Source organism: Peribacillus frigoritolerans, from assembly GCF_001636405.1.
Classification (GTDB): domain Bacteria; phylum Bacillota; class Bacilli; order Bacillales; family DSM-1321; genus Peribacillus; species Peribacillus frigoritolerans.
The window spans coordinates 356,138-381,997 of the sequence record NZ_KV440950.1; the positions used below are offsets into that span (position 1 = coordinate 356,138).

A 25,860-nucleotide genomic window follows, 5' to 3' on the forward strand; every position below is an offset into this window, starting at 1 on the left:
GGATGCTTGAAGTAAAAGGGTTAACAGGCGGATATCACAACAAAGCTGTATTGGACTCTGTCTCTTTTGATGTACATAAGGGGGAATTATTCGGGATTCTTGGTCCTAATGGCAGCGGGAAAACGACGCTTTTAAGTATGCTTAGCGGGGTGCTCGATTATAAAGGCGGAAGCGTACGGATAAGCGGCAGGGATTTGAAGGATTATTCGTCAAAGCAACTTGCACAGGTCATTGCCGTGCTTCCTCAGCATTCCTCATTAGCTTTCTCCTATACAGTAAAAGAGACGGTCTCACTTGGGCGATATGCCCATCAATCAGGTTGGTTCCATAGTTGGTCCGCAGAAGATGAATCGATTGTCCAGCGGGTGATGGAACAAACGGGAGTAGCTGATTTTCAGGATCTTCATTTTGATCGATTATCAGGAGGGGAAAGACAGAGGGTCCTGCTGGCACAGGCCCTTGCCCAAGAGCCGGAAATCCTTTTTTTGGATGAACCTACGAACCATTTGGATCTTTCCTATCAAAAAGATCTTCTTGATCTAATGAGGAAAATGGCAAAAGAGCAGAAGTTGACCGTTATTTCAATTTTTCATGATTTGAATTTGGCTGGATTATATTGTGATCGGCTTATGCTGCTTGAGAAAGGGGAGATTCAGGTTGTTGATGTGCCGAATGAAGTGCTTCAACAGGAGCGGATTCAGGGTGTATATCATACGACGATCGAAAAACATCCACATCCCGCCCTTCCGAAACCGCAAATGTTCATCGTTCCGGAAAAGCATGGCCAGGATACTATCCCGTTGGAAATTGATGATTCTTTTTTGACAGTCGGATTTGAGATGATTCAATTGAAGTCTCCGATCCCGCTTAGAACGATGTCTTCTGGAGTGACCGGTTCGGGGACGGGCTGGCATAAGTATTTTGTGAATAGGCACGTCCATCATGGTTATGATTGCGAGGATCACCATGTTGAAATGGCCGACTATTTAACAACTCATGGTTTTGAGCCTCAGGAAACGGTAGGGATGATGACAGCTGTCTTTCTCGATACGGTCGCAAGCAAGCTATTAAGAGCTGAAGATTTCTCGGTTTTTATCATTGTGACGGCCGGTGTAGGGAATGCCATCGACGCTTCATTAGCTGACCGGCATTCTTGGAGTTCCGCTCCAGGAACGATAAATACATGGATATTCGTAAATGGGCATTTGGCAGAAGAGGCATATATCCACAGTATAGTGACTGCGACCGAGGCAAAAGTAAAAGCGCTTCATGATTTGCATGTCATGGATAAGGTGACAAATACTTGTGCAACTGGAACATCGACAGACAGCATTTTGATTGCGGCAACTCAAAGAGGGGCAAAGCTTCAATATGCAGGCACCATCACTCCGTTAGGGAAGCTGATCAGTCGCGGTGTATATGATTGTACAGTGGAAGCATTGACGAATAATCGGAAACGGATTGAGGAATTATGATTTATCATCATCTTTTTGCGGTTACGCTGGCGTTCTTCCTTGATTTATTAATTGGAGATCCGCCAAGTTGGCCGCATCCAGTCAAATGGATAGGAACGATGATTAGCAAGTTGGACCTGGCATTCAATAAAGGGGCATATAAGAAACGGAAAGGGCTCTTCATGTTGATCATCGTCCTATCGGCGGTGTTATTGATTACAGTTCTTACCGTTTATTTGGCTTATCTAATCCATCCGCTTGCAGGTATCTTTTGGGAAGCTGTTGTCATTTCCACAACGATAGCTCAGAAGGGCTTGAAGCAAGCTGGGATGGATGTTTGCCTTCCGCTTAATGAACGGGATTTCCCTGAGGCGAGGGTAAAGCTTTCCTATATCGTCGGCCGTGATACGGCTGATCTTGATGAGCCAGAAATCGTCAGGGGCACCGTGGAAACCGTAGCGGAAAATACCAGTGATGGGATTACAGCGCCATTATTTTGGGCAGCTATCGGCGGTGCGCCGCTCGCGATGGTGTACAGGGCGATTAATACCTGCGATTCCATGGTAGGGTACAAGAATGATAAATATGGGCAATTCGGATGGGCTTCAGCCAAGCTCGATGATATCGTCAACTGGATTCCCAGCCGCCTCACCGGATTCCTGATGTTGCTGAGCTCGAAATCCGGCTATCATGGATTCGGCGCCAGATGGAAGATATTATTCAATGATGCAAAAAAACATCCAAGCCCGAATAGCGGGTGGTGTGAAGCAGGCGTTGCTGCCATTTTGGGAATACAGCTTGGTGGCCGGAATATGTACAAAGGAATTGTTTCCGACCGTGCGAGGATGGGAGTTCCGCTTGTTCGATTGGAAGCAAAACATATACCACAAACGATTACCATCATGCATCGGTCATCTTTTCTATTTCTGCTGATGCTATGGTTAGGGGGAATTATTCTTGACGTTACCTTCTCATGGCTCTAATCCTCATTATCTTTATGAAGCGCTGGCAATCGAAATGCCTGAATCGGTTCTCGACTTCAGTGCTAACATCAACCCATTGGGTCCGCCTTTACGCATAAAGCAACAGTGGTCTGGGTTTTTCGAAGGAATCCTTCGATATCCAGATCCGCATGCCATTGAACTGACAAAATCAATTGCAAAAAAAGAAGCACTTTCTGAGCAATCCATTTTGATGGGGAACGGTGGTGCTGAAATCATCATGCTGGTAGCGAACGGATTAGCCAATCAAAGGGTGCTGATCATACAGCCGGCATTTGCGGAATATGCTGAAGCTTGTTTGGCAGCAGGATGTAAGGTCGATTTTCACCAGCTTGATGCTCCTGCGTGGCAATTGGACCTGGAACGATTGATTCCGCGATTACCCGAATATGATGCCATTTTCTTATGTACGCCTAATAATCCGACGGGAGTTTCATTTAAGCGGGATACAGTTAGGGAATTGATCATTGAATGCCAAAAAGCGGATTGCCTGGTTGTCCTGGATGAGGCTTTTTATGATTTCACGGAGGATGCCTTTAGTTATGCTTCTTTAATCAATGCATTTCCACATTTACTCATACTAAGATCAATGACTAAAATCTTTGCGATCCCCGGTTTGAGACTAGGCTATTTGCTTGCGTCACCTGACATCATAAAACGGGTAAGAAATTATAAACCGCATTGGAGCGTCAACCATGTGGCACTTGAAGTAGGGAAAATCTGTCTTGCAGAAGAAGACTATATGAGAAAAACAAGAGACTATATTGCATGGCAAAAGCAAAAACTATTCCGGTTTTATGAGGAGCAGGGGTTGGATGTCTCCGATAGCACAGTTAATTTTTATTTGGTGAAAGATGAATCTTTATCCCTTTTCCCCTTTTTGCTGAAAAAAGGAATCGTACCGCGCCATACCTATAATTTTCCGGGTTTGGATGGAAGGTGGCTTCGGTTTGCAGTGAAGAGTGAACATGAAAACGAAGCACTGATGGAGGGGGTAAGACAGTGGAGAAAGCAAGGCTCTGTTTTATAAGCGGGGGTGTCCGTTCTGGAAAAAGCAGCTTCGCGGAAAGAAAAGCCCTGGAGTATGCACTCCAGATGGATGGGAACTTGCATTACCTCGCCTGTGGCCGAGTCAGTGACGCTGAGATGGGTGAACGCATCCTTAGGCACCGAAAAGATAGAGAAAGCAGCCCGGTTGCGTGGAAGACCTCCGAATACGCAACGGATATTACAAGAATAGGGGCGGATATTGATCAGGATTCCATAATTCTGCTCGATTGTCTGACAACCCTGCTTGATAACGAACTATTTGGCCCTGGCCTTCCGCTTGAAGAAGAATTCTTAAATAGTGTTTTTTCAAAAATAATAACCGGAATTAATGAGGTTAGAAAACAATCCAATTGTTTAATTGTCGTGAGCAATGAATTGGTGCAGGAACCGATTTTCCAGGATGATTTCCTTCATATATACGGAAAAACACTGGGATTGCTTCATCAAACGATCGTCGGGCTGGCCGATGAAGCCTATCTAGTGGAAGCGGGCCTTCCATTGCGGAAGAAAGGGGGCATGCAGGAATGAGCGGAGTGATCGGATTTTTAATTAACCTGCAGTTCTTTACGGTCTTTCCAATAAAGAAGCAGCTTCCGATGGAGAAGAAGTATATTCACCGTGCCATTCAAACCTTTCCATTAGTAGGTCTTTTGCTAGGCTTGATATTGGGCGGCGTTTTGTATGCACTTGTGGAATGGACCCCATTGTCATCGCTTTCGATTGCCTTTTTCCTTTGGTTTTTGACCATGGCATTAACGGGAGGCTTGCATCTCGATGGCTGGATCGATGCAAGTGATGCTTTTTTTTCCTATCAGGATAAAGAGCGGCGATTGGAAATCATGAAGGATTCCAGGACAGGTGCATTCGGTGTCATCTCCGTCATAGTCCTATTGGCCGCCCGGTTTCTATTTATCTTTGAAATTGTCGAAAGGGTAAATGAATGGACATACTTCTTGATCATTGCCCTTCCGCTCTTAAGCAAATGTGTGATGGGTTATTTACTCATCCGGATGCCGCTCGCTAAAAAAGAGGGGCTAGGTGCTTTTTTTCAAAGTGCAGTGATGAAAAGCAGTTTGCCCATTTATTGGCTGTACCTCCTTGTAAGTCTGGCGTTTGCCTGGATCATCGATTTTAAGCTTGTCCCCTTATTTTTCATCATGTGTCTGGCTGCCGTGTTTTTCCTGGTATATATGAAACGTAAAATCCTCAGTTGGTTCGGTGGGATAACGGGGGATGTACTGGGGGCATCCATGGAAGGGGTTGAGCTTTGGTTATGGCTGATATTGTGGCTATTACACTACTTCGCCATGGGCTGACAGTAGCTAATGAACGAAAGGCCTATTTAGGATGGACGGATTCTCCATTAAGTACCGAAGGAGAAAAGGAAATACTGGACTTAAGGGGCTCGTACCCACAGTATGAAAAAATTTTCAGCAGTGATTTGTCCCGATGTGTGGAAACTGCACGCCTGCTGTTTCCACATGCAGTTCCGATCAAAAACCCTTCGTTCCGTGAGATGAACTTCGGCAGTTGGGAAGGGCGGACGTATCATGAGTTGAAGACAGATGGAGATTATCTTAATTGGCTGGAACGTCCCATGGAGGCACTGGTGCCTGGGGGTGAAAGTTATCCTGCATTTTCCGAACGTGTGAATAATGGCTGGAAACAATTGATTGCCTGTAAGGAGAACCGATTTGCCCTAATGACGCATGGAGGGGTAATTCGTGATTTATTGGTCCGTTATGCCCCGCAGGAAAAGTCTTTTTTTGATTGGGGAATTTCCCATGGCCGGGGATATGAGCTGATATGGGAAGACCGGAACAGCTTAAGGAGGGGAGAACGCTGCACTTTGTTACAGGAGGCGCCTATAATGGCAAAACTAAGTGGGTAAAGCAATTGTATGGTTTGGAAAATGATGTCCTTTGGTTATCCGGTTATCGACAAGAACAGCCGGAATTGATTGATTTCCAAGGCAAGGCAGTTGTATTGCAAGGTTTGGATGCATGGATTCAACAAGATGCAGAAGAGATGGATTCAGATTCGATTCGAAGAAGATGGAAGGAAATCATGGCTGATTGGCGAATATGGGAGAATGAAAGGGATGAACACTGCTGCATTGTGATCGGTTCTGATATTTCCAAGGGAATAGTCCCGATGGAAGCAAGAGACCGCAGATGGCGCGATGCCTGCGGATGGGTCTATCAAGATGTAGCATCCATATCAAAGCGCGTTGATATCATCTGGTATGGAATTAACCAGCGAATAAAGTAGAGGAGGTAATTGGGATGAAAATCTATACACGTACAGGGGATAAGGGACAAACCAGCGTAATCGGAGGTCGGCTTGACAAGGATGACATTCGTGTTGAATCTTATGGAACGGTAGATGAAGTGAATAGCTATATCGGTCTTGCGGTGACAGAATTGGATCCTGCGATATTTACGGATGTACTGGCCGATCTAGAAAAAATCCAGCATGAGTTGTTTGACTGCGGAGGAGATTTGGCAACTGTTTCTGAGAAAGCCCCGCAAAAGCTGACGGATGAGACCATTACCTATTTGGAAGAACGGATAGATGCCTTCATACTTGAAGCGCCGGAACTGGAAAAGTTTATCCTGCCTGGCGGCTCAAAAGCGGCTGCAACGATTCACATTGCCCGAACCGTGACAAGAAGGGCAGAACGGCTGGTCGTTTCATTGATCAAGTCGGGTGCGGCCGTTTCACCATTATCACTTCAATATTTAAATCGTTTGTCGGATTACTTCTTTGCTGTTGCACGTGTGATCAATTTCCGTCTTGGTGTAAAAGATGTGGAATATATCCGCAGCGCAAATGTGTTCCGAGGAGGGAAAAGAAAGGAAAAAGAGTAAACATGGATGTAAGAAAAATTAGTGCAATTGCTATATTCATCGCCTTATCGGCGGTAGGGGCAATGATTAAAATCCCTTCACCGATCGGAAGCATTGCTTTAGATAGTTTTCCGGCCCTTTTGGCGGCTGTCATACTTGGCCCGGTATCGGGGGGGATAGTTGCTGGGCTTGGTCATATCATTTCAGCGTTCATCGGCGGCATGACACTTGGGCCATTCCATTTTTTGATCATGGTCGAAATGGCTGTCCTGACATGGATGTTTAGCATTTTATATATAAACGGAAAAAAAGTAGGCGCATTTTTTCTCTTATTTATCAGTAATGCCTTCGTTTTGGCCCTGCCTTTCGCATTTCTGATCAGCCCTGGCTTTTACACGTTATTGGTTCCGGGCTTAACGGTGGCGACGGCGGTAAATGTAGTATTGGCAGTCCTTTTATTGCCGCGCTTGGAACCTGTTTTGAAAAAAATCATTCTTAAAGATGGATTAGCTGAATGAGTGATTCATTGATTTTGCCATTTTCCGAATCAGATTCCTTGATCGTCTCAAGTGACAATAGCGGCGGGATCGGGCTGAAGGAAAAAGATCTTGTACATGTCCCTTATGAGGTCGTTGGATATTATTCCTTTCGGGTTGCCGTCATGGAATGCCTGGGCGTTGGCGGAAGCCCCGTATCCGTCGTACTAAATAATTTCTGCGGTGATGAAGCCTGGGGGGACTTGACCAGGGGTGTCAGGATGGGGCTGAATGAATTGGGAATGGAGGATCTTCCCATCACTGGCAGCACAGAAAGTAACATGCCGCTTCTTCAGTCGGCACTTGGTCTTATGGTGATTGGTAAACGAGTGAATGAACGTGTTAAAAAGGAACAGCCCTTACGGAAAATCGCTCTGATCGGCAGGCCACTCGTTGGAGAGGAAGTTATGGAACAGCAAGAATGGGTCGCGCCATTATCTTTATATAAAAGCTTATGTGAAATGGTAGGTGTTCATGTACTTCCAGTCGGCTCAAAAGGGATAGCGTATGAATGGGGGCATCTGGATCAAAGTGGTGAAGGTGTTTCTGTGCATATAAGCAATAAAGTCGATATTGGAAAATCATCAGGACCATCCACCTGCTTCCTCATTGCCTATCCTGAACAACTGGAGGAAGAAATCAAGCAAAGATCCGGTCCTCTTTTTATTGGCGGTTGATCGATCCAAGACTGAATCAGGCATCGAGTTTAGTTCATAATGAACGGGTTCGATGCTTTTTTCATTGAGATCTTACCTTGATGGATTCCTTTCCTATTTAGAGTGAATGCTTGAATAAGATGTTTGGTTTATTTGGATAGGCGGGCTTGTTGCCCGGTTTTATCATTGCCAAAGTAAAATGAAACCCATATATTTCCTTACTGCTCGCATCCGTCATTTTAGGGATCATCACAGGTATGGATATTCGGGATGTTGCAGATGCTGTTCAGACAGGGGTAGGTAATACTTTGGTAATGTTGATCGGAGCTTTGGTGAAGATTCAACATGGAATGATGGGTTGATTTCATCGGAAAACCAATCATTGCGCCTCATGGTTTCATTCTTTACATTAGGTTGCGCTAGAGGTTTTAATAAAGGGGAGCAAAACCAATTCATGTCCGCTGCCTCCATCATCTAGATTATTGGAGCGGGCGGTGCATTTAAAAATGTATGGCAAGAGCTGGTTAATGAAGCCATTGCAAGTCAGTCTAGCGAAATCCTTTGATATTGTTGGGCTGGCTCGTTACAGCCATGATAAATATTAAGCTGCCTGCCGATCATATCTGCTGTCCTGGTGTTATACCTAAATTGCCGGTCCATTACTCCATCACATGTGAATGGAGCAGATTTTGGATGGTCAGCAGTCGCACAAACGATAAAGTCTTGAACGGTTATGGAAATGATTATATCAGTCGTTTCACTTATCCTAATCTTACTATTGAATTCAATTGTTTAAGAGAAAGGAGCATGATGTATATATGAAACATTCAGGTTATATGATGGGGATCGATATTGGCACGACGAGTACGAAAGTTGTTCTTTTTTCAAAAGGGGGGGAAGTTGTCCAATCTTGTTCAAGGGGTTATCCTCTGCACAGTCCAACTCCTTCCGTTGCGGAACAAGATCCCGAAGAAATTTATAAAGCGGTCATCATTGCTATAGGCGAGGTCATGATTGCAAGCGGAATAGAAAAGCAAGAACTGGGCTTGATATCGTTCAGTTCGGCGATGCATAGCTTGATCGCCATGGGTAAGGATGGCAACCCGCTTACGAATAGCATTACATGGGCGGATAATCGAAGTGTTGCTTATGCGAGGAAACTGAAGGCTTCGGAACAAGGGATGCAATTGTATCACAGGACCGGAACGCCTGTTCACCCGATGTCCCCAATCACGAAGGTAATGTGGTTAAAAAATGAGCACCCCGGGATTTTTAACGAAACGGACAAATTTATAGGAATTAAAGAATATATCATCTATAAATTTTTCAATGAGTATGTAATGGATTATTCACTCGCTTCTGCAACGGGCATGTTCAACATGAATGACCTGAATTGGGATGAAGAGGCACTCACCATTGCTGGAATTGGGGCTGATAAGCTGCCGATGCTTGTCCCTACAACGCATATCCTCTCAGATTTAAGTGAGGAATTAGCTTCAAAAATGAACATTCATGCTGGTACACCGTTTGTGATTGGAGCGAGTGATGGCGTGCTTGCCAACTTAGGTCAAAACGCAATCAAGCCAGGCGTTCTGGCAGTGACAATCGGAACGAGCGGTGCGGTAAGAACCGTCAGTGACAGGCCGCTTACCGATCCCAAAGGCCGGACATTCTGCTATGCCCTTACTGAGAATCATTGGGTAATCGGCGGACCGGTCAACAATGGGGGAATCACCTTCCGATGGGCACGCGATCAATTGGGCCGTGTGGAAATCGAAAAAGCGAAGGCTTCGGGACAGGACTCCTATGAGATTCTGACGGACATGGCTTCTAATATTGCACCTGGTTCTGATGGGTTGATATTCCATCCGTATATGGCAGGGGAACGGGCACCATTATGGAGTGCCGATGCAAGGGGCTCCTTCTTTGGGCTGGCGCTTCATCACACTCGTGACCATATGGTCCGGGCAGTACTGGAGGGTGTAATGTATAACTTGTACAGTGTCCTTATAGCCGTAAAGGAATTGACCGGTGCTCCCGAGAAGATTCATGCAAGCGGCGGATTTGTCCGTTCGAAGCTCTGGCGCCAAATCATGGCTGATATATTCAATCAAAACGTGACAATTCCAGAAAGCTTTGAGAGTTCGAGCTTAGGTGCCGCCGTTCTTGGATTATATGCTTTAGGCGAAATCGAAAGCCTTGAGGAGGTTGAGGGTATGGTTGGTGAAACGAATGAACTTGTCCCGATCGAAGAGAACGTCAAAGTGTATGAAGAATTGATGTCAATTTATTTATCCGTAAGCAGGCAATTGGAAGGCGACTACAAGAGGATAGCGGATTTTCAAAGACGCCATTTAGAATGACTCTTAGGATGAATGAGCACTGAGCTTCAATTTGTCGAAAAGAGAGCGGACTTCAGAACACAACTGGAACTTTTTTAATAAAAACTGAGGAAAACAGGCTTTTCCTCGAATTTGTCTATAGTCTGAAAGCACAGATGCATAAGCACTGTGCTTTTCTTTTTGCCTGGTAATTAAAATGGTAAGATGGAATAAAACGATAAGGGGAATTTCTTATGGGAGCCAGTAAAACGAATGCAATGCGAATTCTTGATAACAAACGTATAGAGTATGGCATGATGAGTTATGATGCCCGCGATGGAAAAATTGATGGGATCACTGTTGCGGACAAGATTGGAAAAGCGCCAGAAACCGTTTTTAAAACGCTTGTCACCCATAATGGACCCCAGCAGCTTTACGTATTTGTCATTCCTGTAGCCACCGAACTAGACTTGAAAAAAGCAGCGAAGGCAGCAGGTGCAAAAAAAATTGAAATGCTTGCGGTTAAAGATCTGCAAAAATACACAGGGTACATTCGGGGAGGCTGTTCCCCGATCGGAATGAAAAAACAATACCCGACCTTTATCGATGAAAGTGCAGCAAACCTGACTGAAATCATCGTAAGTGGCGGGAAAATCGGTACACAGATCGTTTTAAAACCGTCAGAATTCCTGGAAGTCACACAAGCGGAATCTTCAGCCCTAATAAAATAAATTGTTTACCTTTAGGTATTCACCTATTAGGCACTTTTTTCATACGCTGTCTTGAAGATCACATCTTTATTGTGAGGGAGAGTGTAAAAGTGACAGGAAAAGTGATGAATTATTTCGCTGGAGGCAATACGGCTAAAGGTTTTTATAGTTTATATGATTCAAATTTAAAAGGTCTGGAAAGATTATTCATATTAAAAGGCGGACCTGGTTCCGGTAAATCGACCATTATGAAAAAAATCGGCCAAGAATGGCTGGATAAAGGCTATGACATCGAGTATTTACATTGTTCGTCCGATAACGATTCCATTGATGGAGTAATCATACCGGCTTTGAAAATCGGTATCGTGGATGGGACTGCGCCGCATGTAATTGAGCCGAAGGCACCAGGGGCGATTGAGGAATATGTGAATCTTGGGGCTGCCTGGGATTCCCAGCAGCTGGCTTCTGAAAGAGCGGCTATCATAAAGTTGACGAATGCGAGAAGCAAGAGTTTCGAAAAAGCATATGCCCTATTCGCTGAAGCATTAAAGATACATGATGAATGGGAAGACATTTACAAGTCAAATATTGATTTCGCAAAATTGAATGGGTTGACCAATAAATTGATTGAAAGCTTTTATAGAGATATCGCCCTTAATAAGAAGTCGGATGTTCGTCACCGATTCTTAGGTGCAGCTACACCAACTGGTGCAGTTGATTTCATACCCAATATTACTGAGGGAATACAAAAACGGTACTTTTTAAAGGGGCGTCCAGGTTCAGGGAAATCAACGATGCTGAAGAAGATTGCAAAGGCTGCGGAGCAAAGGGGCTTTGATGTGGAAATATATCATTGTGGTTTCGATCCGCATAGCTTGGACATGGTAATCGTCCGGGAGGTGGGAATCGCCATCTTTGACAGCACATCGCCTCATGAATATTTCCCGAGTTGTGGTGGGGACGAAATCATTGATATATATAAAACGGCCATTTTGCCAGGAACAGATGAAATATATGCCGATCAATTAAAGGATGTTTCCACCAGGTATCGGACGAAAATGAATGAAGCGACAGCAAATCTGGCAAAGGCAAAAGAGCTGCATGACGAACTCGAAAAGATTTATGTAAAAGCAATGGATTTTACAGCCATCGATGATATTCAAAAAGACATCAATGAACAGATTACTGAACGGGCACAAGATGCCGATAGAAAAACGATTCTACATTAAGAAAATAAACTGCGCCTACCTTAAATAGGCGCAGTTTATTTATATACATAAAAGACTTTTTAACCCCTGAAGCCACATCAAGAATATGTACGGGTTTGTTAAACGTGTTTATCCACGCCCTTTCGGTTAAAATAGGGATTATATTGAAAAAAGGGGCCGATTGAATTGATAAAGACGATTGCGATTGATATGGACGGAACATTGCTAAACAAAATGCAAAAGGTCAGTGAGGAAAATAAACAAGCAATCAAGAGGGCGCAAAGCGAGGGAGTGGAAGTGATCATTGCTACTGGAAGATCTTATGTGGAAGCAAGGTTCGCTTTAGATGAAGCAGGCATCGTTTGCCCTGTCATCTGTGTAAATGGTGCTGCCCTCTTCACGGAGGAAGGAAAGATTGCCGCTTCCAATCCAATGTCAGCAGCCACTGCTAAAATGGTTGCTGGATTCCTCGAAGAACAAGGGATTTATTTCGAAATATATACGAGTCAGGGGATTTATTCCAAAGACTATGAAAACGCAATATCTGTTTTGGTTGATGTATTCGTTACAGCCAATCCCGACATTGACCCTGAGGGTATGCGAAAATTTGCAGAGCAGCGTTTACAACTGGGACAGGTAACTTCCATTTCCGATTATTCCGAGTTATTCAGCCGTTCGAATGAGGAATATTATAAAATTCTCAGCTTCTCAAAGGATTTAACTTTATTAAATCAAATTGCTTCGAAATTGGAAGGACAGGGAGTTACAGTCACTTCATCAGGACGTGAAAATGTAGAAATCATGAGTGAAACGGCTCAAAAAGGTACGGCACTTGAAACATATGTGAATGGAAAATCCGGCTCGATGCAGGAAACCATGGCTATTGGGGATAATTATAATGATGTATCCATGTTTGAACGGGTAGGTTTGTCTGTCGCAATGGGAAATGCCCCGCTCGAAATTAAAAAACTGTGTGATGAAGTAACAGGCAAGAATGATGAATCAGGCGTCGCGGAGGCCATTTTAAAGGTACTTAAACAGTCAGCCTATTAAACTCATGAATCAAAGGGGGAAAAGACATTGAAAAAATTGCTCTTATTTTTCCTTATGGCTACATTGTTTTTAACTGGTTGCAACATGAATGATGATGACACTGAAACCGAGCCGAATCCTGATAAGGAAGTGACGGGCACTTTAGGGGAAGATCCGGATGTGTTGGTAACGAACCTGCAGGCCCCGTGGTCGATTCAGAAGAATGGGGACACAATGTATGTGTCAGAGCGGACAGGAACCATCGTCGAATGGGACAAGGATAAGATGACACGGCAAAAGGTCAATCTTAAAAAGACATTGTCAGCTAAAGCGGAAGCTGGATTTCTTGGATTTTTGCTAGCTCCCGATTTCTCTAAGAGCGGGCAAGCTTTCGCCTATTATACTTATGAAGAGGGCGGGGATTCCATCAATCGCATCGTCATTTTAGAAAAAAATGATGATATATGGCAGGAGATGGAGACCTTAATCGACGGAATACCAAGCGGGGACTTCCACCATGGCGGCAGGATCAAGATTGGACCGGATGGTAAGCTATATGCAACAACAGGTGATGCAAGAAAGTCTGAAATCGCACAGGACATAGAATCTTTAGGCGGGAAAATTCTGCGCTTGAACCTGGATGGCACCATTCCTAAAGATAATCCTTTCGGGAATTCATATGTCTATTCATACGGTCACCGCAATCCACAAGGTCTGGCTTGGGATGAAGCAGGAGAGTTGTATGAAAGTGAGCACGGAGATTCGGCCCTCGATGAATTAAATAAAATTGACCCCGGTAAGAACTATGGCTGGCCAGAGATACAGGGCGATGAGCAGAAACCGGATATGGTAAAACCATTGATTCATTCCGGTGAAAATACATGGGCTCCTTCAGGCATGGCCTATTTTGATGGAAAGCTATATTTTGCAGCCTTAAGGGGCGAAGCGCTAAAGAGTTACGATGTAAAGAGCGGAAAACTGACCAATATCATAACGGGCTCAGGAAGGATACGTGATGTATTCGTTGATGAAGAATTCATATATTTCATAAGCAACAATACGGACGGCCGAGGAAATCCTGATGAAAAGGATGATAAGCTATATCGTTTGCCGCTATCTCGGTTAAATATGCCTTGATGTTATCAATGAGCAGAAAAGAAGCATATATTTGGGAAACCTCGCCAATAGCGGGGTTTCCTTTTTGTGTATGGCACGACTAACGCCGTGAAACTCACGTGTAAAAGCATGAAATTCACGAGTAAAAGCATGAAATTCACGAGTAAAAGCATGAAATTCACGAGTAAAAGTGCGAAATTCACGAGTAAAGTTGTGAAACTCACGAGTAAAGGGGTGAAACTCACGAATAACGCCCAAACTCACGAGTAAAAGCGTGAAATTCACGAGTAAAATCGCGAATCCCCTGAAAAGGGATTTTTTTGTCTCGGAAGTGGTGTAGAAGCTGAGGATACCGTGTCCCTACGATTGTTTTCGTTCTTCCTGAGGGCTAGACATTTTTATTGAATAGGTATATAGTTACCTAGGTAACTACTTTACAGGAGGAATACCTTTGTCCTTTCAAAATGGTTTTTTTCATCATAACTTACAATTTTCAAGGTCATTTACGAAAAAGTTAAATGAACAATTGGCCAAGGTTGATCTTTATCATTCCCAATGGTCGATTGTATATTATCTGAGTCAGTTCGGCTGTTCTACGCTTGTTGAAATAAGCACTTATTTAGATGTGGAGAAACCGACGGTAACCAGGACGGTAAACCGATTGGAAGAACTTGAGTTGATTGAACAAGTTCCAGGAAAAGATAAACGGGAACGGAGAATACGGTTAACGGAGTCAGGTTTAAGGACTTATCAAGAGGCCAAAAAGGTAGTTGAGGAATTTGAACTTCAATTAATGAGCGGTTTGGCTGAAGAAGACCGGGAGGCAACGTTACGTACGTTGATTTTCCTGAAGGAAAAATTAAAACAATAGTAAGGAAGAAGGATTGAAATGAATCACAAACCGAAATTGTGGACGAAAGACTTTCTGATTGTTTCGTCTGTGAACTTTTTTCTATTTTTAACTTTTTATGTCCTGATGGTGACATTGACCATTTATACCATGGATAATTTTAATGCGTCGCAAGCACAAGCAGGGCTTGCTTCAAGTATTTTTGTTCTGGGGGCTGTGCTTGTCAGACCGATTGCAGGGAAAAAAATTGACAAGATCGGCCGCAGAAAGATGTTGCTTGGCTCGTTGGTTCTATTCCTGATCGCATCCATCGGCTATTTCCTGGTGATTAGTTTATCCCTCTTATTGATCGATCGGTTTATTCAAGGTTTTGCTTTTGGCCTTGCCACTACGGCAACTGGAACGATTGCTGCGGATATCATTCCGAATGAAAGACGCGGGGAAGGTACGGGTTACTTTGCCATGAGTACCAACTTGGCAATGGCATTCGGTCCGTTCATTGGATTGTTGATAACACAGCATTTCAGTTATTCCATCATTTTCTATGCAGCCTCCTTATTTGCCGCATTTTCTTTAGTTGCATCATTATTCATGAATGTGCCTGAGGGGGATAAGGGCGGAGCTTCGCCACAAAAAGGATTTAAAATCAGCGATTACTTTGAAAAAAGGGCACTGCCCATTTCCATTTTTATCGGGTTTGCCGGATTTACCTATTCGAGCATCTTGTCCTATTTAACGTCTTTTGCAAAGGAAATGGATTTAATGGATGCGGCGAGCTTTTTCTTTGTCGTTTTTGCTGTTTTCCTTTTGGCGTCCCGTCCGTTTACAGGACGGATGTTTGATGTGAAGGGGGAAAATGCAGTTATTTACCCATCGCTCTTACTATTTGCCGTCGGTATGGTCATCCTCAGTCAATCCCATCATGGTATTACGCTTCTGATTGCCGGCGCCTTGATCGGAGTGGGGTACGGTACATTCCAATCAAGCTGTCAAGCGATTTCCATCAAGGAAGCCCCATCAAATCGGATGGGATTAGCCACATCCACATTTTTTACAATGTATGACTTCGGTATTGGTGTTGGTCCATTCCTATTGGGATTCCTTATTCCATTTACAGGGTTCAAAGGGTTATTCATGGGAATGTCGGTTTTTGCATTCGTACTTATTGGCATTTATTACTTGGCACATGGGAAAAAAGCCTCGGCAAGAGTGAAAATGCAGCATGAGGAACGATTGTCTGCCTGAATTTTTTCAATAGGATTGTATAAAAAGAAGAATTTTGGGGATGCTTATATTATGATTGATTTTCCAAAGTATCCCCCTTTTCTCCGCCTGTAATCCAACAGGCGTTTTTTTTATGCCATAAACAAAGAAAACCGCCTTATTGGCGGTTTTCTTAAAATTTATAGGTCCATAATCTTTCTTTGCGGATCCAGTCTAGGAAATCTGCATCCTGATTTTCGAATTTCTCTTTCCAATCGATCACCATTGCTTCCGTTTGCGAACGGTGGGCAGTGAATGTGGCTACCTTTTTTTCTTCGACGGCAGTGATATCATGGACGATGTCGGGCTGTCCCAATTCGTCAATGCAGTTATTCGAGAAGGCGACACAATGAAGTTTAGGTCTCTCTTTCTCTTCCATTCTTTCCACGGCCCGAACTACAGCCCGTGCTGTCGCTTCATGGTCCGGATGGACACTGTATCCTGGGTAAAACGTAATGATCAATGAAGGATTCAATTCATTGATGGCATCGGTAAATAATGAAGTCAGCTTTTCATCATCTTCGAATTCAATCGTCTTATCACGCAATCCAAGCATGCGTAGATCTTGGATGCCGATCGCATTTGCTGCATCGATTAATTCCTTTTTACGAATTTTAGGAAGCGATTCCCTTGTTGCGAATGGAGGGTTTCCTAAATTACGTCCCATTTCTCCTAAAGTTAAGCATAAATAGGTGACAGGAGTGCCCGCTTCTCTATGAAGGGCAAGCGTTCCGGAGACCGAGAAGGCTTCATCATCGGGATGTGGGAATATAACTAATACATGGCGTTCTTTTTCCAAGGTATATTTCTCCTTCCGTACTACTTACAGTAAGTATGTTTATCGGTGAATGGGAGTTTTCATCGGAATCATCATATGATATATATCAAGCAAGTTGTCATCATTCAAAGGGAGTGGGACTGAGCTGCATGGAGACAGCAAGCTTTCCGGAAAAATCAAGGCCTGCCAATAGCAATCTCCCCTGTTCATCCATTTCGAAGTGGTTAACGCCTTCTGCATATACCCAGCCAATATTGAGCTTCAAGCCGATGCGATAGGGTCCATCCCCAACTATCTTGCCATGTTCATATTGAATAAAAGCGTTACGAATATAAGCACCTGCCGAGAAGAAAGCTTCATCTACATGAGTGGCATAGGCGCCATTTGTCGTTTCAAGGTGAAGATATACATCTTGTCCGGCGAAAGAATCAATGGCATTTTGCACCTCTGTACGGTCTATAGGTTTCATTCGATAATTTCCTCCTTAACTGGGCGGCTAGATAAGCTTTTCCTTCTTTCTATTTTACTAAATAAAAACAAAAAAAGCGAAAAAGGCCGCTCGATGAATTTGAGCAGCCATTAAACTTGATGTTTTATTTTTGTGTTTTATCCGCAACTCCATATTTATGGTATGCACCATGATTGACGGGTCCGACATAGTCATTCATTTTCCAAGAATGGCGAACCGCTTCGGTGATGAAGTCTTTGGAAATGAGGATAGCTTCACGCGGGCTTTTCCCTTCAGCCAATTGAGCTGCAATGGCGGCAGAAGATGAACAGCCGGCACCATGTGTATTGGTCGTTTCGATTTTTTCCGATTCAAGGATTTCAAATTCTTGTCCATCATATAAAAGGTCGATGGCTTTATCATGGTCAAGCTTATTACCGCCTTTGATCAAGACATATTTTGCACCTAGTGCATGAATCTTTTCAGCTGCAGCCCTCATATCATCAATCGTCTTGATAGGAGCAGTTCCCGCTAACTGAGCGGCCTCGAACAGGTTAGGTGTGACTACAGTTGCACGTGGAACAAGCAGTTCGCGCAGTGCTACAGCCGTTTCAGGGTGTAATACTTCATCTTCACCTTTACATACCATAACTGGATCGATTACGACTTTGTCCAGCTTCAACTCATCTATTTTACGGGCAACAAGTTCAATGATTTCCACTGATCCAAGCATTCCCGTCTTCATGGCATCAATGCCTATTGATAGAATCGTTTCGATTTGGGCTTCCAAAACTTCGACCGGTGTAGGGAATACATTATGGGCCCAGCCATTCTTCGGATCCATCGTCACGATTGTGGTTAAAGCGGACATACCGTAAACGCCGAATTCTTGGAATGTCTTTAAATCTGCTTGAAGACCTGCGCCGCCGCTCGAATCAGATCCGGCAACTGTCATAGCTCTTTTCATAGTCATTATGTGACCTCCTCAGGAGAATTAGATATCGATATTATCAGCATACCAGTTAATATCCTATTTTTAGAATATACCAAAATTTCTTTTATGTAAAACTTAGTTTCAGCCTACTATGAGTGTCTTGGCGAAGGAAGGGCAATCGCCTCGTATAAGTCATTTTTCGAATCTGTAATTAAGGAAATTCGATGGATGTCAGCATGCACTTTTAGCTTTGGACCCTACCTCCAACTTTTGATGGACATAGCAAAGGTTGTGAAAGTGTCATTATTTTCAAATTTGATTTAAAATATTTAAATATAGTGGAGATACATTTAGTATAGCTTTTCCGTTCGATGCTGGATTAAACCCAAAAAAGGGAGGTTGGTTTCTATGGAATGGACCATGTTGCTTTTAGCCGGCGGGAAATCAAGCCGTATGGGAGTGAATAAGGCACTTTTGACCGTAGGCGGCGTTGTGAACATTTCAAGAGTGGCATCCGAATTGAAAAAGGTGTCAGAAAACATTATGGTCATTACGAATACGTCTGAAGAATATCATTTTCTGCAACTTCCGCTCATTCCGGATTTACATAAAGATCAAGGGCCTCTTGGCGGATTGCATGCAGGGCTGACCTCATCGAAAACGGAGCTTCAGTTCCTTGCAGCGTGCGATATGCCGTTTGTGAGTGCAGATGCCATAAAGGATATCATTACCCATTATGAACCTGGATTCGATGCTGTCATTCCAGAAATAAATGGCAGGATCCAGCCGCTTTTTGCTGTTTACCATAAAAGGTGTCTTCCTGTACTGACGGAGTGTTTATTAAGACATGAATTAAAAATGAGTCTATTCTTGGAAAAGATCTCGGTGAAAATCATGAAAGAAACCGACTTTACGTTATATCGCGAGAATCCTGAACAATTTCACTACCTTTTTTTCAATATGAATACGAGGAAAGAGTATCAAGAGGCAGATTATATTGATCAAACTGAATTATATAAAGGATGGTAGACATGAATTATAATATTTCAAAAGAGCCGATTGTCATCCAGGAAGTGATTGATAAAGTAGTCAGTCGAAATGCGGGTGCCGTCACGACTTTTATTGGTACAGTGAGGGAAATGACGAAAGGAAAAAAGACCCTCTTCTTAATTTACGAAGCGTATGTACCGATGGCCAACAAAAAATTGGAGCAAATCGGAGCTGAGATCAAGGAGCGTTGGCCAGATGCAGAAACGGCGATCACCCATCGTGTAGGTAAACTTGAAATCACGGATATCGCAGTGGTTATTGCCGTTAGTACGCCACACCGAAATGATGCATATGAGGCGAATAGGTATGCGATCGAAAGAATTAAAGAAATCGTCCCGATTTGGAAAAAAGAACATTGGGAAGATGGGGAAACATGGGTAGGAAACCAGTTGGAAACCGTTCCATATCCATCAGGGAAACCGGAAGAGGGGGATATTGATGATTAATGTACTTTTATTTGCCCAATTGAAAGATGAGCTAGGCAAAGAGACTGTTTCAATAGAAGGAAATGGAATGAGTGTTGCCCAGCTAAAAGGAAAGATGAAGGTGGATTTTCAATTGGAAGGTCTTGAAACCGTGATGACAGCGGTCAATGAGGAATTTGCTGATGATGACACGATTTTATCTGATGGAGATACAGTTGCTTTCATACCGCCGGTAAGTGGAGGGTGAAGCGTCCGGAAGGGAGGGCTCACGGTGAAAGAGCGATATTCAAGGCAAACTTTGTTCGCCCCAGTTGGTGAGGGGGGCCAATTGAAAATTATGAAGAAGCATGTCTTGCTTCTTGGTGCAGGGGCTTTGGGATCTGCTAATGCCGAGGCCCTTACTCGTGCAGGAGTAGGGAAGCTTACCATTGTCGACAGGGATTATGTCGAGACCAGTAATTTACAGCGCCAACAAATGTATACGGAACGGGATGTCGCGGAGAAACTGCCAAAAGCAGAGGCGGCAAAGCGTCATTTATTGGATATCAACCATGAAGTTGAAGTGAATGCCATCATCATGGACGCAACTGCCCAGAATCTCGAACAGCTGCTAGGTGATGTTGATTTGATATTGGATGCAACCGACAACTTTGAGACACGGATGATTATTAATGATTTATCACAAAAGCTTCATATACCGTGGATTTATGGGGCTTGTGTGGGGAGCGTGGGCATGACTTTGACGATCCTTCCCGGGCAGACTCCATGTTTGCACTGTTTGCTTAAAGCGATCCCGATTCAAGGAATGACCTGTGACACAGGAGGGATCATATCACCAGCTGTTACGATGGTAGTGGCACACCAAACTGCCGAGGCTTTGAAAATCCTTGTTGAAGATTGGGAATCGGTACGGCCTGCACTTGTTTCTTTTGATCTGTGGAGAAATCAATACCAAACCGTTAAATTGACAAAAGCGAAAAAGAAAGATTGTCTCTCATGCGGAGAGCAGAGGACATACCCCTTTTTAACAATGGAAAATGCAACGAAAACGGCTGTTCTTTGCGGGAGGGACACTGTACAGGTAAGACCGCCAAAACCTCTGGAACTGCAACTCGAAAAATTAGCCAAAGATCTGGACGGCAGCGGTTATTTGGTGAAATTCAATCCATTTCTTCTCTCCTGTGAAAAAGCAGGGGAACGTATCGTCATTTTCAAGGATGGCAGGGCGTTGATTCACGGTACGAAAGATATGGTCCATGCAAAGGCCGCGTACCAAAGCATCCTGGGATAATGCTCATAAAAAAACGAGGCCCCAGGTTTTTGGGCCTCGTTTTTTTATGAATCCATATAGGGTAATGGTACGGGTTTTAGTGTGTGACCCCGTCTTTGTTATCTTGTTTGGAAGCAACGATGACTACTTTTCCTTCGTCAAGAACTTCCTCGTAACGCTCTGCCTCCATATCAGTAAGGCCAAGGTTGCTCATTCGATTACGAAGTTCATCTCCGCGAGATTTAAAGAGATTTCCGACGGTATCAAGGAAACCTTGTTCCTTCATGCCTACACCTTCTGTATTTGTATTCTCGGTAAGGTGTTTAGAACGGGTTTTATCATGGGCAAACAAATATACATCGTCTTTCGTATAACCTGATGTAACTAATTCATCGATTTTTTCCTTTGCTTGTAAACCGTTTTCTACTACATGTACTTGATACATATAAACTCCTCCTTGAATTTCATTAAGATTTTCTTGGAAATGGGTAAATGGAATCTTGCTTATTACAGTTGCTGGTTGGCTATAGTAGTATATAACCTCATTTGGGCCCTGTTAAACATTTATCTCAAAGAATATTTAGTAAGTGGTGAAGCGGAATACCTTCTGTATGCGGTAGGTCAAGTACTTGAAGACAGGCAGTTTCTTTTGGTATTCACTGTAATCCACCGTGTATGTTCCGTTTTGATTTGTCCAGAGTCTATGGAAATAGCTTTCGACATCCTTGGAAACGTCCGCATCATTTGGAGCATGGATTTCAACATTCGCTTCAAGGTTATAGTCATCTAGATTTCGTGAAGTATAATTAGCCGATCCTCCAAGAATGACCATTTCATCAGCCTTTTGGATCATCATCAATTTTGTATGGAACTGTTCCTTATCTGTTTTATACCAGCGGATCGAGATGTTTTCATCCCCCAGTTTTTCGAATTCGGCGGCAACCGGAAGATTGGGCAGCCCGATTTTTTCACTTCCGAATGCGTTTTGATTCGGATCCAATATCATTTCTATCTTCACACCCCGTTTAGCTGCATCCGTTAATGCCTCGACAACCTCGCGATCGGCAATGTAGAACATGGCAAGATGGATCTTGTCACCATTTTCAGCATCCTTAATTGCCTTTAGGACATGTTCATTGATTTTTCCTTCCGTTAGCAGTTGTACTGATATTGGCCCTTTATCAGCTGATTTCTCCTTGAACTCAGGAAATGACTTTGGTCCTCCCGAGAATTTCGAAGCGGCTTCTTCGGCTTTAACGAAATCGCCGATGATATTCCCGTCCATCTGGAAGGCAATATTGGAGTGGAAGCCACTTGCGTCATGAGGATTGGCAGATGAGATGATGGCCGTTTTTTCAGTCGCGACCACTTTTCTGTGATTGGCTTTGATATTCATCAGTCTAAGATAAGAACGCAAGGTGACCTTTGGTGCGCTTTTAGCCATTGGATTGACAATCCAGCCTTTCCCGCTTTCACCGAACCATTGGAAAAAGGTCCGATACACACCTGAATAGAGAGGATTTGGATCCCGGAGGCGGTCTAAGTTGGTAACAATGACATCAATTCCATTTTTCTTCATCGTTTCCAATGCCTCTAACTTGTAGGCATTATAGGAAGTATTCACTTCATCAGTAATGAATATAATCTGGAGGTCAGGTTTCTTTTTCTTCTGTTCAACCAGATTATCCTTCAGCGTCTCGGTTAACTTCGGGAAGTTTATCTTTTCATCATAAAAAGCATTAAACAAAAACATATCGATTACGATATAAGAATCAGCCTCTTCTATGGCTTGATTTATGGTTTGGAAAATTCGCTGCTCATGTTGCAGATTCCCTTGTTCGTCGTGATAGGAAAGATCATAGATGAAATCGATTTCCTCGACATGATGAACCTTCCCTTCATAAGAAATGCCATCGGGAAGTGGCTTGTAGCTGTTATAGGCAATGACGATTGCAATGACGATCAAAATGCTGACAAACAGATAAAAGCGTTTTCTTTTGTACCACTTTTTCATAGGAATGCCTCCAACATGGTTAAATTGCTTGCTAGCTTTCTATTTTCCCCTTTTTGGGGTATATAGAAACATAAATCGTAATCTATGGAAAAAGGCAAGGCGATGAAGTTTGATATAATATAGTTTCAAAAAGCGGAGAGGGGCTGTGGCAGATGGCAAAGCAGTTTTTAACAAATGATTGGTGGCCTCTATTGAAAGAGGAATTCAAAAAAGAATATTACCAGGAGCTATGGGAATTCATAAAGAAAGAGTACAGTCAGCAAGTCATCCATCCGGATCAGGACGATATTTTCAATGCGCTTCACTATACTCCTTTTGAAGATGTAAAGGTTGTCATCCTTGGACAGGACCCTTACCATGGCCAGGGTCAGGCGCATGGCCTTAGTTTTTCAGTCAAGCCGGAGGTACGCATCCCGCCCTCTTTAAGAAATATCTTTAAAGAGTTACACACCGATCTTGGCTATGAGGTACCAGACAATGGTTACCTGGTCGAATGGGCAAAACAGGGAGTGCTTCTATTGAATACCGTCTTGACTGTCCGTGAGGGAGAGGCGCACTCACACCGCGGAAAAGGATGGGAAATCTTTACGAATCAAATTATTCGCCTATTGAATGACCGTCCGAAACCGGTTGTATTCATCCTGTGGGGGAAACCTGCTCAAACCAAAATCCCTTTGATTGATGAAGCCCGCCATAAAATCATTAAGTCCGTACATCCGAGTCCGCTGTCGGCTTCCCGTGGTTTCTTTGGCACCAAACCATTTTCCAAAACAAATCAATTGCTGATGGAAATGGGGGAATCCCCAATTGATTGGAAAATTCCGAACCGATGATATCGGCAAGAGAAACGAAACGGGTGAATTGTATGGCGTGCCGTCATTTCTATATAACTTGGGATCTCAGTTTTCCAAAAGGCTGCCGTGCTTTTCAATTCAAAACATCAAACCAGCCTTCTCTTGATGTCTTTCGTTCTTCAGGAGAGCCATGCTTGAAATTTCAAGCAAGGCCAATTAAAAGGTAGGAAATATGCAAGGTGTTTTCTTCTCTGATTTTTGCTATGCTAGTTATGATAGTTTTGACCTGTATATAGACGAGGTGGTAAAGTTGGATATTTCATCAAGACAAATGTTAGATAAAATCGAAGAGCTTGTTTTAAAAGCGAAACAGGCAAATTCAGGGGATAAGGTGCAAGGGTATGTAATGGCCATTAAGTCCCTTTGTGAAGTGATGGTTGATGAAAAAGCTGCGAACATCAGCATACAGAAGCCAATCACATTGACCCAGCCCGTCATGTCGGCTACACCGAATGTAGAACCGGTTAAAATGGATGAGGCCAATGGGGAGTCCTTGTTCGATTTTTAAATTAGGGAAGGGGAGCGAAATAATTGAAACTGTTCATCATTTTAGGTGCATTGAATGGGTTTATTGCTGTGGCACTTGGTGCATTCGGTGCACACGGCCTGGAAGGGAAAATTCCTGATAAATATTTGGAAACTTGGCAAACCGCTGTTCAATATCAAATGTTCCACGCGGTGGGTTTATTGGTACTCGGTTTATTGGCTGGGAAAATTGATAGTCCGCTGATCAACTGGTCCGGCTGGCTTATGCTAATAGGAATTATCCTGTTTTCCGGAAGTCTATTCGTTCTAAGCGTTACGCAAATCAAAGTCCTTGGTGCCATCACACCGCTTGGCGGAGTTTCTTTCTTGGTTGCTTGGGTCTTAATGATCATTGCTGCGTATAAATACTTGTAAGGTCAGCTAAGGCTGTAGACAAATTCGAAGAAATCGAGTTTGCCTGCAGTTTTTTTATGGATTGTACAATTTGGACGTATATTACCGCTGCAGGCACTCGCTTATCCAGAGGCGGGCCCGCACCGTTTTCTCCAATCAACTTTGTTATTACATATAGATAGAAACCATACCTGATGAGTTGAAGGTGGAGTGTTTTCCGAACCTCTACAAACTGAGCTGATCGATCTTTTTGGAAAAAGTCATGCCAATATAAGAAGAGCCTCAGAATCAAATAGATTCTGAGGCTCTTCTATATAGGATTTTTTTACCTTGGCGAATAGGTGGTAAGCCCAGTGCCTCCGAATGGATAGTCATATTCGATTTCTTCATCGAACGTTATATAATCTAAGTATACCATCGGGATTAAGAATCGTTTTCCCGTTTGAGGGTCGCTTATGATTAAGTGATCACGTCCTGCAGCTTCGATGATTCCTTTGAAGATCTTGGCATTCCATTCCTTGTTGTTTTCAAACGTTGTATAGACAGTGACCAATTTCCCTTTATTCAAACGCAAGATGTTCTCGATGTACGACTGTTCGACCGGAAGCATGCCAGGTATCTGCGGTCCGGAAGTTGCTGGACTCACCTGCATCGGCATTGGTTGTGGCGTGCCTGCCATAGTGGGCTGTTGTGGCTGGTATGGTGGTTGTTGGTATCCTTGCTGCGGGTAACCCTGCTGCTGGTTAGGATTCTGCTGCCTTAGTTCAGGCTCATTATTTTCATAGGGGTAATAAGGGCTTCCTCCGTACGGGTAATTACCATAAGGATTATTTTGTGACATTGCATTCCCTCCTGAGTTCAAGGTTTAGTTGATGCTGTGGAATTTGGATAATCCGAGAGTGTGGACTGGGAGAAACAGTGCGATTTATAGCGACCGGTAGTATTGTATATGTTTTCTGGACAATCCCCGGGTGGCTTAAAAAACCACAATGAATGTTAAGTGATACATAACGGCTGCCGTTCATGATATAAGCCTTATCCTCTTGCCGGCTAATGAATAGAAGTAACGTTCCTTCACCTCGCTGGAGTCAGGAATTGCCTTGATTAATTTTCCTGAAGCTGAATGGGACTGTGAAAAAATAAATTCATCACTATTGAAAAT

At 43.4% G+C, this 25,860-nt stretch carries 31 protein-coding genes; 25 read left to right on the forward strand and 6 right to left on the reverse strand.

Translation table 11 applies throughout. The annotated features are described in order from the left end of the window. Nucleotides 1-2: 2 nt before the first annotated feature. The 18 genes from A6755_RS01765 to A6755_RS01850 all read left to right on the forward strand — a co-directional run bounded on the left by A6755_RS01765 (nucleotide 3) and on the right by A6755_RS01850 (nucleotide 16,028). Nucleotides 3-1,475, forward strand: coding sequence for a heme ABC transporter ATP-binding protein (locus A6755_RS01765; protein ID WP_063589637.1), 1,473 nt, complete (start codon nucleotides 3-5; stop codon nucleotides 1,473-1,475). Continuing rightward, nucleotides 1,472-2,437 (forward strand): adenosylcobinamide-phosphate synthase CbiB, encoded by a 966-nt coding sequence (gene cbiB / locus A6755_RS01770; RefSeq protein WP_034315999.1) that lies wholly within the window; start codon nucleotides 1,472-1,474, stop codon nucleotides 2,435-2,437. The genes A6755_RS01765 and cbiB overlap by 4 nt, the downstream gene beginning before the upstream one ends. Continuing rightward, a complete protein-coding gene (gene cobD, locus A6755_RS01775) occupies nucleotides 2,412-3,485 on the forward strand; it encodes a threonine-phosphate decarboxylase CobD (protein ID WP_134402074.1) in 1,074 nt (357 codons plus the stop codon). Before cbiB ends, cobD begins: the two co-directional genes overlap by 26 nt. Continuing rightward, nucleotides 3,458-4,033 (forward strand): bifunctional adenosylcobinamide kinase/adenosylcobinamide-phosphate guanylyltransferase, encoded by a 576-nt coding sequence (locus A6755_RS01780; RefSeq protein WP_063589638.1) that lies wholly within the window; start codon nucleotides 3,458-3,460, stop codon nucleotides 4,031-4,033. The genes cobD and A6755_RS01780 overlap by 28 nt, the downstream gene beginning before the upstream one ends. Continuing rightward, nucleotides 4,030-4,821 carry an adenosylcobinamide-GDP ribazoletransferase gene (cobS, locus tag A6755_RS01785; RefSeq protein WP_063589639.1) on the forward strand — a complete coding sequence of 264 codons (792 nt, stop codon included), beginning with the start codon at nucleotides 4,030-4,032 and terminating at the stop codon, nucleotides 4,819-4,821. The genes A6755_RS01780 and cobS overlap by 4 nt, the downstream gene beginning before the upstream one ends. Continuing rightward, on the forward strand, nucleotides 4,779-5,396 hold the full coding sequence (locus A6755_RS01790; RefSeq protein ID WP_063589640.1) for a histidine phosphatase family protein: 618 nt from the start codon (nucleotides 4,779-4,781) through the stop codon (nucleotides 5,394-5,396). Before cobS ends, A6755_RS01790 begins: the two co-directional genes overlap by 43 nt. Before the next feature lie 5 nt (nucleotides 5,397-5,401). Beyond that, the gene (locus A6755_RS01795) at nucleotides 5,402-5,776 is read left to right on the forward strand and encodes a bifunctional adenosylcobinamide kinase/adenosylcobinamide-phosphate guanylyltransferase (RefSeq protein WP_244889616.1); all 375 of its coding nucleotides are present in this window, start codon (nucleotides 5,402-5,404) and stop codon (nucleotides 5,774-5,776) included. Nucleotides 5,777-5,790: 14 nt separating this feature from the next. Beyond that, nucleotides 5,791-6,375 carry a cob(I)yrinic acid a,c-diamide adenosyltransferase gene (locus A6755_RS01800; RefSeq protein ID WP_048688549.1) on the forward strand — a complete coding sequence of 195 codons (585 nt, stop codon included), beginning with the start codon at nucleotides 5,791-5,793 and terminating at the stop codon, nucleotides 6,373-6,375. Nucleotides 6,376-6,377: 2 nt separating this feature from the next. After that, entirely contained in the window at nucleotides 6,378-6,872 is a 495-nt protein-coding gene (locus A6755_RS01805; RefSeq protein ID WP_063589641.1) for an ECF transporter S component, read from the forward strand. Continuing rightward, nucleotides 6,869-7,567, forward strand: coding sequence for a hypothetical protein (locus A6755_RS01810; protein ID WP_063589642.1), 699 nt, complete (start codon nucleotides 6,869-6,871; stop codon nucleotides 7,565-7,567). Before A6755_RS01805 ends, A6755_RS01810 begins: the two co-directional genes overlap by 4 nt. 191 nt (nucleotides 7,568-7,758) lie before the next feature. Continuing rightward, nucleotides 7,759-7,908 (forward strand): GntT/GntP/DsdX family permease, encoded by a 150-nt coding sequence (locus tag A6755_RS26505; protein ID WP_134402075.1) that lies wholly within the window; start codon nucleotides 7,759-7,761, stop codon nucleotides 7,906-7,908. Nucleotides 7,909-8,364: 456 nt separating this feature from the next. Beyond that, nucleotides 8,365-9,909, forward strand: coding sequence for a gluconokinase (gene gntK, locus A6755_RS01815; RefSeq protein ID WP_063589643.1), 1,545 nt, complete (start codon nucleotides 8,365-8,367; stop codon nucleotides 9,907-9,909). A 212-nt stretch (nucleotides 9,910-10,121) separates the two neighbouring features. Further along, nucleotides 10,122-10,598 carry a Cys-tRNA(Pro) deacylase gene (gene ybaK / locus A6755_RS01820; protein WP_063589644.1) on the forward strand — a complete coding sequence of 159 codons (477 nt, stop codon included), beginning with the start codon at nucleotides 10,122-10,124 and terminating at the stop codon, nucleotides 10,596-10,598. 89 nt (nucleotides 10,599-10,687) lie between these two features. Further along, on the forward strand, nucleotides 10,688-11,806 hold the full coding sequence (locus tag A6755_RS01825) for a PRK06851 family protein (RefSeq protein WP_063589645.1): 1,119 nt from the start codon (nucleotides 10,688-10,690) through the stop codon (nucleotides 11,804-11,806). A 165-nt stretch (nucleotides 11,807-11,971) separates the two neighbouring features. Continuing rightward, nucleotides 11,972-12,838 (forward strand): Cof-type HAD-IIB family hydrolase, encoded by an 867-nt coding sequence (locus A6755_RS01830; protein ID WP_063589646.1) that lies wholly within the window; start codon nucleotides 11,972-11,974, stop codon nucleotides 12,836-12,838. 27 nt (nucleotides 12,839-12,865) lie between these two features. Beyond that, the gene (locus A6755_RS01835; RefSeq protein ID WP_063589647.1) at nucleotides 12,866-13,954 is read left to right on the forward strand and encodes a PQQ-dependent sugar dehydrogenase; all 1,089 of its coding nucleotides are present in this window, start codon (nucleotides 12,866-12,868) and stop codon (nucleotides 13,952-13,954) included. Nucleotides 13,955-14,384: 430 nt separating this feature from the next. After that, complete coding sequence (locus A6755_RS01845; protein ID WP_034315967.1) at nucleotides 14,385-14,804, forward strand: MarR family winged helix-turn-helix transcriptional regulator; 420 nt, start codon at nucleotides 14,385-14,387, stop codon at nucleotides 14,802-14,804. A gap of 18 nt (nucleotides 14,805-14,822) precedes the next feature. Beyond that, complete coding sequence (locus A6755_RS01850; protein ID WP_063589649.1) at nucleotides 14,823-16,028, forward strand: MFS transporter; 1,206 nt, start codon at nucleotides 14,823-14,825, stop codon at nucleotides 16,026-16,028. Between the two features lie 151 nt (nucleotides 16,029-16,179). On the opposite strand, the gene bshB2 is transcribed toward A6755_RS01850, so the two are convergent. From bshB2 to pdxK, 3 genes are all read right to left on the reverse strand, one after another. Further along, nucleotides 16,180-16,845, reverse strand: a complete 666-nt coding sequence (gene bshB2, locus A6755_RS01855; RefSeq protein ID WP_034315960.1) for a bacillithiol biosynthesis deacetylase BshB2 — start codon at nucleotides 16,843-16,845, stop codon at nucleotides 16,180-16,182. Between the two features lie 100 nt (nucleotides 16,846-16,945). After that, nucleotides 16,946-17,293 (reverse strand): YojF family protein, encoded by a 348-nt coding sequence (locus A6755_RS01860; protein WP_034315946.1) that lies wholly within the window; start codon nucleotides 17,291-17,293, stop codon nucleotides 16,946-16,948. A gap of 124 nt (nucleotides 17,294-17,417) precedes the next feature. Then, entirely contained in the window at nucleotides 17,418-18,245 is an 828-nt protein-coding gene (gene pdxK, locus A6755_RS01865) for a pyridoxine/pyridoxal/pyridoxamine kinase (protein ID WP_174878681.1), read from the reverse strand. Between the two features lie 369 nt (nucleotides 18,246-18,614). On the opposite strand from pdxK, the gene mobA reads away from it, so the two are divergent. From mobA to A6755_RS01885, 4 genes are read left to right on the forward strand one after another with little or no spacing between them, the layout of a single operon-like run. Then, nucleotides 18,615-19,235 (forward strand): molybdenum cofactor guanylyltransferase, encoded by a 621-nt coding sequence (mobA, locus tag A6755_RS01870; protein ID WP_063589650.1) that lies wholly within the window; start codon nucleotides 18,615-18,617, stop codon nucleotides 19,233-19,235. Between the two features lie 2 nt (nucleotides 19,236-19,237). Continuing rightward, nucleotides 19,238-19,702, forward strand: coding sequence for a molybdenum cofactor biosynthesis protein MoaE (locus A6755_RS01875; RefSeq protein ID WP_063589651.1), 465 nt, complete (start codon nucleotides 19,238-19,240; stop codon nucleotides 19,700-19,702). After that, entirely contained in the window at nucleotides 19,695-19,928 is a 234-nt protein-coding gene (gene moaD, locus A6755_RS01880) for a molybdopterin converting factor subunit 1 (protein WP_034315925.1), read from the forward strand. The genes A6755_RS01875 and moaD overlap by 8 nt, the downstream gene beginning before the upstream one ends. Nucleotides 19,929-19,952: 24 nt before the next feature. Then, entirely contained in the window at nucleotides 19,953-20,972 is a 1,020-nt protein-coding gene (locus A6755_RS01885; protein ID WP_053536922.1) for a MoeB/ThiF family adenylyltransferase, read from the forward strand. 76 nt (nucleotides 20,973-21,048) lie between these two features. Here A6755_RS01885 and A6755_RS01890 read toward each other — a convergent pair whose 3' ends face one another. Together A6755_RS01890 and A6755_RS01895 are read right to left on the reverse strand one after the other, a co-directional pair. Then, nucleotides 21,049-21,396 (reverse strand): YflT domain-containing protein, encoded by a 348-nt coding sequence (locus A6755_RS01890; RefSeq protein WP_034315923.1) that lies wholly within the window; start codon nucleotides 21,394-21,396, stop codon nucleotides 21,049-21,051. A gap of 135 nt (nucleotides 21,397-21,531) precedes the next feature. After that, nucleotides 21,532-22,965, reverse strand: coding sequence for a phospholipase D family protein (locus A6755_RS01895; RefSeq protein ID WP_063589652.1), 1,434 nt, complete (start codon nucleotides 22,963-22,965; stop codon nucleotides 21,532-21,534). A gap of 152 nt (nucleotides 22,966-23,117) precedes the next feature. Here A6755_RS01895 and A6755_RS01900 point away from each other — a divergent pair, with 152 nt between their 5' ends. From A6755_RS01900 to A6755_RS01910, 3 genes are all read left to right on the forward strand, one after another. After that, entirely contained in the window at nucleotides 23,118-23,798 is a 681-nt protein-coding gene (locus A6755_RS01900; RefSeq protein WP_034315920.1) for a uracil-DNA glycosylase, read from the forward strand. Nucleotides 23,799-24,069: 271 nt separating this feature from the next. Further along, entirely contained in the window at nucleotides 24,070-24,327 is a 258-nt protein-coding gene (locus tag A6755_RS01905; RefSeq protein WP_063589653.1) for a YwdI family protein, read from the forward strand. 23 nt (nucleotides 24,328-24,350) lie between these two features. Next, nucleotides 24,351-24,719, forward strand: coding sequence for a DUF423 domain-containing protein (locus A6755_RS01910; RefSeq protein ID WP_053536916.1), 369 nt, complete (start codon nucleotides 24,351-24,353; stop codon nucleotides 24,717-24,719). 304 nt (nucleotides 24,720-25,023) lie between these two features. Here A6755_RS01910 and gerQ read toward each other — a convergent pair whose 3' ends face one another. Next, on the reverse strand, nucleotides 25,024-25,539 hold the full coding sequence (gene gerQ / locus A6755_RS01915; protein WP_063589654.1) for a spore coat protein GerQ: 516 nt from the start codon (nucleotides 25,537-25,539) through the stop codon (nucleotides 25,024-25,026). Nucleotides 25,540-25,860 lie beyond the last annotated feature (321 nt).

What these genes read in the sequence shown, in the direction of transcription:
- A6755_RS01765 (WP_063589637.1), top strand. Translation starts at nt 3, where the DNA reads ATGCTTGAAGTAAAAGGGTTAACAGGCGGATATCACAACAAAGCTGTA.
- cbiB (WP_034315999.1), top strand. Translation starts at nt 1,472, where the DNA reads ATGATTTATCATCATCTTTTTGCGGTTACGCTGGCGTTCTTCCTTGAT.
- cobS (WP_063589639.1), top strand. Translation starts at nt 4,030, where the DNA reads ATGAGCGGAGTGATCGGATTTTTAATTAACCTGCAGTTCTTTACGGTC.
- A6755_RS01790 (WP_063589640.1), top strand. Translation starts at nt 4,779, where the DNA reads ATGGCTGATATTGTGGCTATTACACTACTTCGCCATGGGCTGACAGTA.
- A6755_RS01800 (WP_048688549.1), top strand. Translation starts at nt 5,791, where the DNA reads ATGAAAATCTATACACGTACAGGGGATAAGGGACAAACCAGCGTAATC.
- A6755_RS01805 (WP_063589641.1), top strand. Translation starts at nt 6,378, where the DNA reads ATGGATGTAAGAAAAATTAGTGCAATTGCTATATTCATCGCCTTATCG.
- A6755_RS01810 (WP_063589642.1), top strand. Translation starts at nt 6,869, where the DNA reads ATGAGTGATTCATTGATTTTGCCATTTTCCGAATCAGATTCCTTGATC.
- gntK (WP_063589643.1), top strand. Translation starts at nt 8,365, where the DNA reads ATGAAACATTCAGGTTATATGATGGGGATCGATATTGGCACGACGAGT.
- ybaK (WP_063589644.1), top strand. Translation starts at nt 10,122, where the DNA reads ATGGGAGCCAGTAAAACGAATGCAATGCGAATTCTTGATAACAAACGT.
- A6755_RS01850 (WP_063589649.1), top strand. Translation starts at nt 14,823, where the DNA reads ATGAATCACAAACCGAAATTGTGGACGAAAGACTTTCTGATTGTTTCG.
- A6755_RS01860 (WP_034315946.1), bottom strand. Translation starts at nt 17,293, where the DNA reads ATGAAACCTATAGACCGTACAGAGGTGCAAAATGCCATTGATTCTTTC.
- pdxK (WP_174878681.1), bottom strand. Translation starts at nt 18,245, where the DNA reads ATGACTATGAAAAGAGCTATGACAGTTGCCGGATCTGATTCGAGCGGC.
- mobA (WP_063589650.1), top strand. Translation starts at nt 18,615, where the DNA reads ATGGAATGGACCATGTTGCTTTTAGCCGGCGGGAAATCAAGCCGTATG.
- A6755_RS01875 (WP_063589651.1), top strand. Translation starts at nt 19,238, where the DNA reads ATGAATTATAATATTTCAAAAGAGCCGATTGTCATCCAGGAAGTGATT.
- moaD (WP_034315925.1), top strand. Translation starts at nt 19,695, where the DNA reads ATGATTAATGTACTTTTATTTGCCCAATTGAAAGATGAGCTAGGCAAA.
- A6755_RS01890 (WP_034315923.1), bottom strand. Translation starts at nt 21,396, where the DNA reads ATGTATCAAGTACATGTAGTAGAAAACGGTTTACAAGCAAAGGAAAAA.
- A6755_RS01895 (WP_063589652.1), bottom strand. Translation starts at nt 22,965, where the DNA reads ATGAAAAAGTGGTACAAAAGAAAACGCTTTTATCTGTTTGTCAGCATT.
- A6755_RS01900 (WP_034315920.1), top strand. Translation starts at nt 23,118, where the DNA reads ATGGCAAAGCAGTTTTTAACAAATGATTGGTGGCCTCTATTGAAAGAG.
- gerQ (WP_063589654.1), bottom strand. Translation starts at nt 25,539, where the DNA reads ATGTCACAAAATAATCCTTATGGTAATTACCCGTACGGAGGAAGCCCT.